The sequence below is a fragment of the Streptomyces sp. AC512_CC834 genome, assembly GCF_019049325.1.
Taxonomy (GTDB): domain Bacteria; phylum Actinomycetota; class Actinomycetes; order Streptomycetales; family Streptomycetaceae; genus Streptomyces.
The window spans coordinates 35,835-47,923 of sequence record NZ_JAGMUO010000104.1; the positions used below are offsets into that span (position 1 = coordinate 35,835).

13 protein-coding genes and 1 pseudogene are annotated in these 12,089 nt (G+C 71.3%); 5 read left to right on the plus strand and 9 right to left on the minus strand.

Annotation, left to right across the window (positions count from 1 at the left end):
- Positions 1-53 precede the first annotated feature (53 nt).
- From KUM40_RS33720 to KUM40_RS33750, 7 genes are all read right to left on the minus strand, one after another.
- A complete protein-coding gene (locus KUM40_RS33720) occupies positions 54-1,019 on the minus strand; it encodes an SDR family NAD(P)-dependent oxidoreductase (protein WP_217170112.1) in 966 nt (321 codons plus the stop codon).
- A 174-nt stretch (positions 1,020-1,193) separates the two neighbouring features.
- Positions 1,194-2,603 carry a condensation domain-containing protein gene (locus KUM40_RS33725; protein WP_217170113.1) on the minus strand — a complete coding sequence of 470 codons (1,410 nt, stop codon included), beginning with the start codon at positions 2,601-2,603 and terminating at the stop codon, positions 1,194-1,196.
- Positions 2,604-2,752: 149 nt separating this feature from the next.
- Complete coding sequence (locus KUM40_RS33730) at positions 2,753-3,457, minus strand: MerR family transcriptional regulator (RefSeq protein WP_217170114.1); 705 nt, start codon at positions 3,455-3,457, stop codon at positions 2,753-2,755.
- 10 nt (positions 3,458-3,467) lie between these two features.
- Positions 3,468-4,190 (minus strand): hypothetical protein, encoded by a 723-nt coding sequence (locus KUM40_RS33735; protein WP_217170115.1) that lies wholly within the window; start codon positions 4,188-4,190, stop codon positions 3,468-3,470.
- Between the two features lie 8 nt (positions 4,191-4,198).
- On the minus strand, positions 4,199-4,546 hold the full coding sequence (locus tag KUM40_RS33740) for a hypothetical protein (protein ID WP_217170116.1): 348 nt from the start codon (positions 4,544-4,546) through the stop codon (positions 4,199-4,201).
- Positions 4,543-5,097, minus strand: coding sequence for a DUF6232 family protein (locus KUM40_RS33745; protein ID WP_217170117.1), 555 nt, complete (start codon positions 5,095-5,097; stop codon positions 4,543-4,545). Before KUM40_RS33745 ends, KUM40_RS33740 begins: the two co-directional genes overlap by 4 nt.
- Before the next feature lie 273 nt (positions 5,098-5,370).
- Positions 5,371-6,219, minus strand: coding sequence for an alpha/beta fold hydrolase (locus tag KUM40_RS33750; protein WP_217170118.1), 849 nt, complete (start codon positions 6,217-6,219; stop codon positions 5,371-5,373).
- A gap of 278 nt (positions 6,220-6,497) precedes the next feature.
- On the opposite strand from KUM40_RS33750, the gene KUM40_RS33755 reads away from it, so the two are divergent.
- Positions 6,498-7,937: an FAD-binding oxidoreductase gene (locus KUM40_RS33755; RefSeq protein ID WP_254396073.1), complete on the plus strand. Its 1,440-nt coding sequence runs from the start codon at positions 6,498-6,500 to the stop codon at positions 7,935-7,937.
- Between the two features lie 39 nt (positions 7,938-7,976).
- On the opposite strand, the gene KUM40_RS33760 is transcribed toward KUM40_RS33755, so the two are convergent.
- Both KUM40_RS33760 and KUM40_RS33765 read right to left on the minus strand, forming a co-directional pair.
- Positions 7,977-8,444, minus strand: coding sequence for a cupin domain-containing protein (locus KUM40_RS33760; protein WP_217170119.1), 468 nt, complete (start codon positions 8,442-8,444; stop codon positions 7,977-7,979).
- A gap of 199 nt (positions 8,445-8,643) precedes the next feature.
- Positions 8,644-9,591, minus strand: a complete 948-nt coding sequence (locus tag KUM40_RS33765; protein WP_308401292.1) for an NADP-dependent oxidoreductase — start codon at positions 9,589-9,591, stop codon at positions 8,644-8,646.
- 147 nt (positions 9,592-9,738) lie between these two features.
- Between KUM40_RS33765 and KUM40_RS33770 the strand changes: the two genes are divergently transcribed.
- The 4 genes and pseudogenes from KUM40_RS33770 to KUM40_RS33780 all read left to right on the plus strand — a co-directional run.
- Positions 9,739-10,275, plus strand: a complete 537-nt coding sequence (locus KUM40_RS33770; RefSeq protein ID WP_217170120.1) for a MarR family winged helix-turn-helix transcriptional regulator — start codon at positions 9,739-9,741, stop codon at positions 10,273-10,275.
- Positions 10,276-10,428: 153 nt separating this feature from the next.
- The gene (locus KUM40_RS33775) at positions 10,429-11,388 is read left to right on the plus strand and encodes a helix-turn-helix transcriptional regulator (protein WP_217170121.1); all 960 of its coding nucleotides are present in this window, start codon (positions 10,429-10,431) and stop codon (positions 11,386-11,388) included.
- Positions 11,336-11,449: a DUF397 domain-containing protein gene (locus tag KUM40_RS41800; RefSeq protein ID WP_308401299.1), complete on the plus strand. Its 114-nt coding sequence runs from the start codon at positions 11,336-11,338 to the stop codon at positions 11,447-11,449. Before KUM40_RS33775 ends, KUM40_RS41800 begins: the two co-directional genes overlap by 53 nt.
- Before the next feature lie 262 nt (positions 11,450-11,711).
- Positions 11,712-12,089 (plus strand): annotated as a pseudogene (locus KUM40_RS33780) (helix-turn-helix domain-containing protein); the annotation flags it as partial.

The window sequence follows — 12,089 nt, forward strand, 5'->3', positions numbered from 1 at the left end:
ACCACCTGAACGACCTGAACCACCTGAACCACCTGAACCAGGAGCCGCACGCCTCACCGGGCCGGAAGGAGCCCCAGGTGGGGTTCCACGCCGGTCAGTTCGCAGGAGGCGGCCCACAGGCGGGCAGCCACGGCGGCGTCGGCCATGTGGGCCGGGACGCGCTCGGACCGCGGTGCGCCGCGCATGCGGAAGACCCTGGGCCCCCACATCTGGCCGCCCCGCACGTCCGGGTCCAGCGTCGCCCGGACGACGGGCCACGCACCGGCCTCCTTGCCCTGCACCATCAGCGCGGCGGGCAGACCGCGCAGCCGCTCCCCGGCCGTCGTCGTGTGGACCGGCGGCCGGGACGGGGTGAGGGAGTCCAGGGCGCCGCCGGGATGGGCCACCACGCTCGACACGGTGCTCCCGGCGGCACGCAGACGCCGGTCGAGTTCGAAGCCGAAGGCCATCTGCGCGAGCTTGGAGCGGCTGTAGGTGCGCTTGGGCCGGTAGTCCCCGGCGGACTCCAGGTCGTCCAGGTCCAGCCGTACGGACCGGGCCGCGAAGCTCCCCACGGTCACGACGCGGGCGGCCGGCGCCGCGGACAGCAACGGGGCCAGCCACCGGGTCAGCGCGAAGTGGCCGAGGTGGTTGGTCCCGAACATCAGCTCGTGCCCGTCCCCGGTCTCACGCCGCGGCGGGTCGTCCAGCGCGACCCCGGCGTTGTGGACGACGGCGTCGAGACGCTCCACGTCCAGCCGGTCCACCGCGCCCTCGAGGGACGACAGGTCGGCGAGGTCCAGCCGCAGGTGCCGCACCCGGGCGCCCGGGACATGTGAACGGATCGAGTCCGCGGCGGCGCCCGCCTTCCTGGCGTCCCGGCTGCCGAGCCACACGACCGCGCCGGTGGCGGCCAGTTGTTCCGCGACGAAGTAGCCGATGCCGGCGTTGCCTCCGGTGACCAGGAAGGTTCTGTCCGCGCAGGCCGGCAACCGGTGAACGTCCCACGGCGGAGTCTGGGGTGCGGAAGACGAAGCCATGGACGAAGACGTGGACGAAGAAGACATGACGGTGGACTCCTTGGTGCCGGGGCGGCGGACCGGACGGTTGCGCCGACTCCGCCAAGGTCGCCCGTGCTGCCGACATAACGCCGACAGACTCCCTGCACCACCGACAGATCTCCGACGGGGGACGACGGACGACCGACGCCCGGGTCAGTTCCCCGCCGAACGGGAACGCGCGACGCCCGTGACGACGTCCCGCAGCCGCTCGACGTACAGCCGCAGGTTCTTGTGCGCGATGTCGGTGTCCGGGTAGCGGCTCGCGAACCACAGGCCCTCCGGGAGCCGGGTGACCCACGCGCACACCTGGTCGCCGTACGAGACCCGGAGCAGAGCGTACGCCGACCGGTCAGGCCAGTGGCCGGAGCCGGGGACGTCGCGGGCGTCGACGTACGACACGATCGAGTACAGGTCGGGCGAGGTCGGCCGGAAGTCCGTCCCGAGCAGGCGCAGCACGCGGTCGATCGGCATGCGGGACAGCCGCCGGTTGGCGTGGAGCTCGGCGCGGACGGTGCGCAGGGCGCTCGGGAAGTCGTGCGCCCGCGCCACCGGGACCTCGATCGGGGCGCCGCCGACGTACCACCCCACGGACTGGGACCACTGGGACCGGGAGCGGGTGTGGAAGGGGACGACGGTGCGGTAGACGGGCTCGCCGCCGATCTCGTGGACGATCAGGGCGGTGGCGGCCAGGATGCCGACCAGGCTGCCGCCGTACGGGCGGCAGTACGCCTCGAAGGCGGCGGCGTCGGCCGCGTCCACCAACGGTTCGCGCAGCAACCGCTGTTCGGGCAGTGTGCCGCCGGGCTCCACACCGAGGTCGACGGGGAAGGAGGGCAGCACCCCGCCGCAGCGCCGGATGAACTCCCGCCAGCGGGCGACGATGTCGTGGGTGCCGTCGATCCGGTCCGCGTCCGCGCGCTCGGCCTCGCAGAAGTCGACGTAGGAGCCGACCCGGGGCTGCGGCACGGTCCGGCCCTCGACGCCGGCCGTGTACAACTCCTGGACCTCGGCGGGGATGCGGTAGATGGAGTAGGCGTCGACGTTGCTGTGGTCGAAGGCCATGTAGACGCTGACGCCGTCGTCGCGGACGACCGCCGTGTAGATGAGGTTGGGCCAGCGCAGCGCGTCGGCGACACGGTCGAAGCGGTCCTGGAGATGCCGGGCGAGGCCGGTCGCGTCCGGAAAGTCACCGACGACCTCGCGCCGCAGGGACACCGCGTCCGCGTCGAGGGTGAAGCGCCGCATCACGTCACCCGCCGCGCCGCTCCACCGGAAGCCGCTGCGCAGCGTCTCGTGCCGCAGGGTCCAGGCGCGCAGCGCCTCCTGGAGCACGTCGAGGTCGACCGGGCCCGGGATGTCGAAGGCCGCGCCGAGCCACGTCGGCACGAACAGGCCGTCCTCGCGCACCGACCGGGCCGTCCGGATGTGCGACTCCTGGATGTACGCCGGCGGTCGCGCGTCCTCGGGCAGCGCCGCCGCGATGTCGAGCGTCCTGGGACTGAGCGTCCACTCGACGAGGCGCCCGGGCCGGATCTCGCAGCGCTGGATGTCGGTCATTCGCACGAGGGGGGTCTCCGTTCGCAGATGTAACAGACCCGACCAAGGGAATGCCGTGTCCGCGACCGCGCACCTGGTGTGTCGGCACTGTTCAACGGAACGGATGGCTCATCGAACGCCGATACGCCCACAACCCCGGACCGCCGGAACGCCGTTCACGCGAGGTACGCGTGCAGGGCGCCCGCTCCCGCCAGCATCGCCCGGGTCCGCGCGGTGAGCCGGTGCCCTCGTTCCTCGAGTGCCGTCCGCAGCGCCTCGCTGCCGCCCTCGCGCCGCAGTCCGTCCAGCACGGGCCGGATCTGGTCGAAGAGCTGGTGGCCGCGACGCAGGGTGCGCACCACCCGCGCGTCCCGTACGTCGGCGGGTCCGTACACGCGGTACCCGGTGCCGCGTTCCCTCCCGGGCGTGAGCAGCCCCGCGGCCTCCCACACCCGCAGCGCGGACGTCCGTACGCCGATCAGTGCGGCCACCTCGCCGATGCGCAGGCCGCCCGGACCGGGCAGCGGCTCCGGCTCCTGACCGGCCAGCGCCTCAAGCGCCTCGCTCGCGGCCCGCAGCGAGACCCGCTCCTCGTGCAGCGCGGCGTGCGCGGCGTCGACCAGCGCGAGCGCGCCGGGTACGTCCCCGTCGTGCACGGCCCGCATGACCTGCGGCGCGGTCACCGGGCCGTACCCCTGCCGCAACGTCCGGTACGTCAGCAGCGCGGCCCGGTGCCGCTCGCCGAACACCCGGTACCCGGCGTCGGTCCGCCCGGCAGGGGGCAGCACACCGGCGTCCTCGTAGTTGCGCACCTGCTGCGTCGAGAGCCCGACCGCGCGGGCCAGATCGACGGTGCGGAGACGGCGGTCGGCTGGCGTCACGCCCCGCAGCCTAGGGTAGCTGCCAGACCGTCGCCGCGACCGTCAGATGGTAGGGGTCTGGGACGGCGGTCACCTCGAAGGCACCGACCCGGCCACCCTCCGTACCGAAACACACCCGGTCGCCGACCCGTACGTCGAACTGGCGCTTGCCGAGGTGGGTGTTGAGGAGTTCCACGCACTGCTTCCGGCTCGGCGGGTCGGAACCGTTCCATGCGGCCAGCGTGTTGCCGTAAACCTGTCCGGGCCCGCGGATGGCGAGATCGCCGACCGGCGCCCGCCCCGGCGGGACCGGGTCCATGAACCAGCCCCGCACGCCCGCGCTGCCGTCCAACACGAGCGTGCCTCTCCAGCGCTCCCTGACCGGCGGGGCGGGCGGAGTCGACGTCGGTGTCACAGGGGGAGTCGGCGTGGGCTCGGCGCTCGTCGGGGTGCCGGACGTATCCGTGCTCACCGTTGTGGTCTCTGGCTCGGAGGGCGGCATTTCCGGGTCCTGGCCGGGCGGGCCGGTGCCCTGTCCGGCCGGGGTGGTGGACGGGCTGGTGGGTGGCGCCACCGCGCTCGCACCGTCGCGGGACCCGATCAGCGCGATCGCCAGTGCCGCCGCGGCCCCGATCAGCGCGGCGACGACAGCACCGGCGAAGCCGATGACCGCCGCCCGCACGCCGGAATCCTGGCCCCGATACCAGGCCGCGAACCGCGCGCGGCGCCCCCGGGGAATGACCTGGTCCGTCATCGCGTCCGCTACTGCGCGCCCAGGAGCTGGAGGATCGCGTTCACCGCTTCCACGATCGGCACGCCCAGCGCCCCGGCGGTCGCGGCGACGCCGGCGACGGCCATCAGGGCGCGGGTGCGGGCCTGCGGCTGGACCACGGCGTCGGGGGCGAGGAGGGGCAGGGAGTCGTCGATCGTCTGGGCGCCCACAGGTGACACTCGCGGACGCAGGTCTCTCAGCAGCTCCGTCAACGCCACGATCGCGGAACGCAGTTCGGGGTCCGCAGGGGCCGGTGCCGCGTTCTTCACCATGCCGGTGTTCTTCATGCCGCCGATCATGGTGACGTTGTCACCCACGTGGTAACTGTCCCCGCTCATGCCTTCTCCATCCCCACGTTGCCCGATCCGCCGTACATGTTCACGTTGTCGCCGAAGTGGTAGTACCTGGGATTGATCGCGACCGACTGGACCCATACGTAGTACTCGGACTCGGGGTCCTCGATCGCGTGCACGACGTGGCCGACGAGCTGATGGAGATGCTGGGTGTCCTTGCTGGTCACCAGGGCCGTCGACGCACCGGAAGTCTCCACGGCCAGCACCCAGTGCGAGGCCGCGGTCAGTACGCTCATCAAGTCCCCGACGCAGTAGATCATTGCCACGACAGCGCCAATCCAGACCCACTTGACGATCGTCTCGGCGGGAGAGGTCTCGTCGCCCCTCCGGGCCAGGTCGATGAACTGGCCGAGAATCGTCATGGCGACGGCCACCGACAGAATGATCCCGACGCGCTTGAAGAAGAGCACGGTGGCGTCGCCGCGCCGCGGGGTGAGCAGAAACGTGTACACACGCGTGATGTTTCTGATCGGATAGGCCGCGCCGCCGACCCATAGCAGCCGCCGGCCGACCCGCAGCTCGACGCCGCCCGCCAAGTGCGGGGGTAGCGGCGGAGGGGGAGGGGGAACGTTGTGCCAGGGCCTGTCGTTGCCGGCATCCCTGGACCGAGACGCCGGCGGTTGCCGCCCCGTCTCCGGTCTCTCAGGGTTCTCCGATCTCTCCATATACCGTCCGCCCCCTGAGGTGTGTGATGCCTGTCACCGAGTGACGACCCTAGTGGGGCCCAGACGAACACCGCCGCCTCTTTCAGGGCATCGTCCGGTCCGTCCGATGCCCGCACACGATCGGGCGCGCGGCGTCCGCCGTGGTCACCTTCGTCCGGCGAACGTGGTCAGTGCGGCGGCGTACTCGGCGGGATGCGTGGTGTGGGGGACGTGTCCCGCACCCTCGATGTCCACCCGCCGTACGTCAGGCAGCGCTTCGGTGAGCCGGTCCAGGACGGTGACGAACCACGGCGGACTGTCGGTGCCGTGCGTGAGCAGCACCGGCAGCGCACCGCGATCGAGCGCACCGCTGCCGAGCCCGCCGCTGCCCAGCGCGTCGAGGTCGAGCGTCGCCCAGTCGGGGTCGGCCTGCTCGTCGGCGAAGGTGTCCGCGAGTGCGGCGACGGCACGGCGGTCCTCCTCCGGCATCTCCTCCCAGGCCCCCGGCCCGAGCGCGACGTCGTTCACGAAGACCCGCGCGGCCCGTTCGCGCTCTCCCTCGCGGATCAGCGCGACCACCGACGCGATGCCCGTCACCGTCGGCCGCAGCAGCCCGGCCGCCGCCGGATCGTCGGCGACGACCCCGAGCAGCGGGGGCTCGTGGACGCCGACGCTGCGGAACAGTTCGGGCCGCCGGGCGGCGAGCCCCAGCGTCACCGAGCCGCCGAACGAGTTCCCGACCACGTGCGCGGGCTCCCCGACGGCCTCCTCCAGCAGGGTGGCGAGGTCGTCCTCGTCCTGCCGTCGGCTGCCCGGTTCGGGCGCCGCCCCGCTCCCGCCGTGGCCACGCCGGTCGTACGCCACCACCCGGAACGACTCCGGCAGACCGGCGTCGAGGAGGGGAGCCCAGTCGGTGCGGTCCGCCCACGAACCGTGCACCAGGACCAGTGGCTCGCCCTCGCCGTGCACCTCGTAGAACAGGTCACCGCCGTCGCCGTCGCGTTCCAGTCGCATGCCGTGTCTCCTCGTCCGTCGGGCGGGCACGCGCAGTCTTCCACGCGACACCGGAGCGTGAGCGCCCGTGCCCGTCCGTGCCCGTCCGGGAAGCGTGTTGCGTGGCGGGCCAGGCGGCGAGACGCTGGAAGAGTCGGCCCTCGGCGGGGCACGGCGGGGCATGGTGCGGGGTGGTGCGGGGTGGTGCGGGCGGCCGGCGCGGACGATCGGGTACCGGGGGGCTTCGCGGAGGGAGGCTCCACACGCCCGCGCGTCACATCCGATCCGAGGAACACATCATGAGCAGCCCAACCCTGGATGCTCCCGCCCTGGACGCTCCCGCCCTGGAATCCCTGCGCGCCGCGCTGCGCGGCCCGGTCGTCGCCCCTCAGGACGCCACGTACGACGAGGCCCGGCACATCTACAACGCGATGATCGACCGGCATCCCGCAGCCCTGGTGAGCTGCGCCGACGCCGGAGACGTCATGGCCGCCGTGAACCACGTACGGGACGGCGGACTCGAACTCGCCGTGATGGGCGGCGGCCACAGCGGGCCCGGCCTGTGCGTCGTGGACGGCGGCGTCACGCTCGACCTGTCGCCCATGCGCTGGTGCAGGGTCGACCCTGCCGCCCGGACGGCCCAGGTCGGCGGCGGCACCCTGATCAGCGACCTGGACCACGCCACGGCCGCGTTCGGCCTCGCCACGCCGGCGGGGGTCATCTCGACCACCGGCGTCGGCGGTCTCACGCTCGGCGGCGGACACGGCTACCTGACCCGCAAGTACGGCCTGACCATCGACAACCTGCTCGCCGCGGACGTCGTGCTGGCCGACGGCGGCTTCGTCACCGCGAGCGAGACCGAGCACCCCGACCTGTTCTGGGCGCTGCGCGGCGGAGGCGGCAACTTCGGCGTCGTCACCTCCTTCACGTTCCGTCTGCACCCGGTGGCCACGGTGGGCGCCGCGGTCACGCTGTGGCCGGTCGACCGCACCACCGAGGTCCTCAAGTGGTACCGCGAGTACCTGCCCCAGGCCCCGGACGACGTCTACGGCTTCTTCGCCGAACTGGTCGTACCGCCCGCGCCACCCTTCCCGGAGGAGCTCCACGGGCAGAAGTCGTGCGGCGTCATCTGGTGCTGGACGGGCCCGCTGGACCGCCTGGAGGAGACCTTCGCCGTCGTCAACGAGGCCGGACCGCCGTCCTTCCACTTCACCGCCCCGATGCCGTACGAGACCCTGCAGAGCAACTTCGACGCGCTGCTCCCGGCCGGCTTGCAGTGGTACTGGCGGGGCGCCTTCTTCGACGCCGTCCCGGACGCCGCCGCCGAGGTGCACCGCAGGTACGGCGAGGCCGTCCCCACCGACCTGTGCACGATGCACCTCTACCCGGTCGACGGAGCCGCCGGCCGCGTCGGAGCGGACGAGACGGCGTGGAGCTACCGGGACGCGACCTGGTCCGGCGTCTTCGGCGGCATCGACCCCGACCCCGGCAACGCCGGCCTGATCAAGCGCTGGTGCACCGACTACTGGTCTCAAATGCAGCCGTACTCGATGGGCGGCGGCTACGTGAACTTCGCGGGCGCGGACGAGCGGGCCGACCGGGTGCGTGCCACCTACCGGGACAACTACGACCGGCTGGCACGGATCAAGCACTCCTACGACCCGTACAACCTCTTCCACGCCAACCAGAACATCCGCCCGGCCCAGGAACGGAGCTCCACGCGTTCCAGCACGATGTAGTCGGCGAAGAGGCGCCTTCCCGCTTGCGGCCGGTGAGGGTCAGCGGGGCGGGCCGACGATGATGTTGCCGCGCAGTGCGGCGGCTTCGGCGAGCTTGTCCTTGGTGATTTCGAAGTTGTCCGGGCGGGGGGCGGTGATGTCGCGTCCGGCGTGCCGGAACATCTCTTCCATGCCGGCGGGGGTGGCGATGACCAGCAGGTCGGCGCGGTCGGAGGTGATGCGGTAGCCGTGGGGGATGTTGCGGGGCAGGTAGACGACGCCGCCTTTGGACAGTTCGTGGCGTTCGTCGCCGACCCAGACCAGCGCTTCGCCTTCGAGAAGGAGGAAGACCTCGTCTTCGCGGGTGTGCGTGTGGAAGGGCGGCGCTTCGCCCTTGGGGACGTCGAACCGGCCCACGGTCAACTGTCCTTCGGTGGCCTGGCTGTCGAGGAGGACCGTGAACAGTCCGCCGTCGATCCATTCGAGGGTCTGCTGCTGGGCCCGTTGGGCGAGGTAGGGGATGGTCATGGTGGTCTCTCCTGGAGGGTGGTGGCGCGGGCCGCCGCACCGGTGGGCCGGCGGACCGCGGCGGTGATGCATGCGGGTTTGGATCTGGTCGGATTCGGCTTGGATTCGGGTGGGCGGGGTTCAGGCCGGGACGGGATCGAACGCGATGGGCGGAACAGCCTGGTCTGCCGGGGTGGACCAGTCGGTGCCGGGCGCGCGGTCAGACGGTGATGACGGTCTTGCCGGGCAGCCGGCCCTCGGCGGCCGCGGCGTGGACCGCGGGCAGGTCGGCCAGCGGGCGCCGGTCGGCGATGTGGATGTGCAGGTCGCCGGAGTCGACGAGGGCGACCAGTTCGGCGAGCAGGTTCGCGTCGCTGCGGGCGAACACCCGCGCCGTGCGTACCGCGCGCGCGGGATCCGGGACGGCGTCGACGGTCGTTGACACCAGCACGCCACCGTCGGCCACCAGGCCGACCAGTTCCGCGGTCTCGGCCGGTGAAGTCGTCACCAGATTGAGCACGGCGTCGAACGTCCCCACCCCGGCCTCGGCGAGGGTGGTGGCGGTGTGGTCGACGATCCGGGCGGCGCCGTAGCCGCGCACCCGGTCGGCGTGGGGCGGGCTCGAGGTCGCGGTCACCACGGCCCCGGCCCGCGCGGCGAGCTGGACCGCGTACCCGCCGACGGCTCCGCTCGCTCCGTTCACCAGCACGGACCGGCCCGTTCCCGCTGCGAGCCCGGCGTACTCGAACAGCGCCTCCCACGCGGTCAGCGCGACCGACGGCAGCGCCGCCGCGTCGGCCGGATCGGCCGTCTTCGGTGCCGCGGCCAGCACCGCAGCGGGGGCGAGGACGTACTCGGCGGCCGCTCCGGGAGCGTTCATCGGCAGGAAGCCGATCACCGCGTCGCCGACGGCGAACCCCTCGACGTCGTCGCCGGTTTCGGCGACCGTCCCGGCCACGTCGATGCCCGGCACGTGTGGCAGCTCCAGCGGGAAGACCTCCTTCAGATATCCCTCCCGGATGGTCGCGTCGACCGGGTTGAACGTGGTGCCGGCCACTTTCACCAGTACCTGCCCGGCCCCCGGCGCCGGCCGCTCGGCCTGCTCGATGCGCAGTACCTCACTGCTGCCGTAGCGCTCGTAACGCACTGCCTTCATGTCTGTCCGCATGACTGCCTCCCAAAATTGCTTCGATGTCGAAGCGATTGCCTCCACTCTAGGCATGCTTCGACATCGAAGCAACCCCTTGGTTTCGTGTCCCCCTCGCCATGGCAGCCCAGGGGTACGCTTCGATGTCGCAGCGCCTATGGTGGGGAGATGACTCCCGACGACATCCCGGACGCCGGAACGCTCCGGCCCGAACAACTCGGGACGTACTTCGCGCTCATGGAGGCCGTGAGCCTGCTCCAGCGCGCCGTCGAGCAGCAACTGCAAACGGAGGGCGACCTCAGCTACGTCCAGTTCCAACTGCTCGCGCGTCTCGCCGACGCAGGCCAACCGCTGACCATGACAGATCTCGCGGACGGCGTCGTCTACAGCCGCTCCGGCCTCACCCACCAGGCCGGACTCCTGGCGAAGGCCGGCCTGATCACCCGCGGCCCGTCCCCCCAAGACCAGCGCGCCACGATGGTCACCCTCACCGACGAGGGCCTCGCCCGGGTCGGCCGTGTCCTGCCCGGCCACATCGACATCACCCGGCGCCTGCTCTTCGCCCCGCTCACCGCCGACGACGTCGACGCGCTCGGCAGCATCATGACCCGGGTCCGCAACCACATGCGGCAACAACCGGACAGTACCGCCCGCGGCCGACGCACCGCTCCGAAACATTCCCGGAGCGCAGCTCCGTCCGAGTAGCCCGCCCTCTGAGCCTCCCGGTTTCATCGTGCAACCTCTGTGACTCTGGGTGTATTGAGAGTTGCGCAGGGGAATCGTCGGTATCAACGCTTGACGCGTGACACACGTCCACTGTCACGCAGGTGTCACGCGGGGGAGGGGAGGTGGGGGACCGTGGGGCGACGCAACGCCGTTGGTTCGGGCGCGAGTACGGCCGCCGTGTTCGGTGAGGTGCTGCGGCACTTCCGGGAGGCGGCTGGGCTTACGCAGGAGGGTCTTGCGGTCCGTATCCCCTGCGACCGGTCGCACATCGCCCGGGTGGAGGCGGGGACGCGGGTGCCGCAGGACACGTTCGCGAAGTCGTGCGACGAGCTGCTGGGCACGGGTGGGGTGTTGGCGCGGTTGTGGGGGCGCATCGACTGGTATCCGGAGGTGGAGCATCCGGACTGGTTCGAGCGCAGGGCGCGCATGGACGCCAAAGCGGTGGCCATCCGTGCCTATCAGACGCAGGTGATGCCGGGTCTGCTGCAGACGCCCCACTATGCGACCGCGTTGTTCGCGCGACGCTTGGCGGACGGCGACGAAGTGGAGGAGCGGGTACGGGCGCGATTGAGTCGGCAGCAGCGCTTCTACGGTGGCGGTGACCCGTTCTATTTCGTCGTCCTGGACGAGACCTGCCTGCGTCACGTGGTGGGCGGGCCGACGGTGATGCGAGACCAGTGCGCCCACCTGCTGTCGGTTGGCCGTCTTCCCAACATTCGTGTGCAGGTAGCGCCGTTGGGCCGACCGGACATCGACCGCCCAGACACTTCACTGTCCTTGATCGAACTGCCCGGCGGGGAGCGATGGGTGTACTCAGAGTCGTTGGAACGTGGTCATTTCAGCGACAATCCGACCGTCTTTGCCCGCCGTAGCGCGACCTATGATGTTCTGCGGGCGGACGCTCTGTCAGGCCCTGAGTCCGCCGCTCTGATCAGCGACGTGATGGAGGGGTACGAGCATCATGAACAGCCACGATTTCGGCGCGGTCAACTGGATCAAGAGCAGCTACAGCGGCGCCAACGGCGGAGACTGCGTGGAAATCGCCCCCGGTTTCCCCGACTTGGTCCCGGTCCGGGACAGCAAGAGTCCTGACGGCCCTGCCCTGTTGGTCAGCCACGCGGCGTGGTCCGCGTTCGCCGCTGCCCTGCGCTGACTCCGGAACCCGGGTTCTCGCGTTCCGGAGGCTCGGGCGACTCCCTCCAAGGACGACTTGGGGAAAAGACCCCTGCCAAACCCCACCCCACCCGCCCACGGCGTCGAGTCACCCGCCTGGGTGAACATCACCGGTTGGGCTGGATTTCGGTACCCCCAGCTCCCTTACTCTCAGCGCATTAACCGCTGACATATGTCAGCCCCCGTCGACGAGTTGCGTCGCTGACGAGGGCCTGACCACCGAGGAAGAAGAGCCCTTCCAGATGGCTACCCCAAACCCTAGCGTGCCCGCACGCGCCGAGTCCGCCGCTGACGACAATCGCCCCCGCTCGGGCGTCATCCACGACAACGTCCGCCACACCGCCAACTTCACCGTAGTCGGCAACCACCTCGCCCAGCACCCCAAGCTGTCCCTGCTGGCGATCGGCCTGGGCCTGTACGTCCAGTCCGTACGCGGCGGCACCTCCGTGGACATCAAGAGCCTGACCGCCCGCTTCAAGGAGGGCGCAGTCCGCATCAGCGCGGCGCTGCGCGAACTGGAGACCCACGGCTACCTGCGCCGCGAACGGAAACAGGCCCCCGACGGCCGCTTCGTCACCCGCACCGTCTCCTGCAACGACCCCCGGACCCGGCACCGTGCA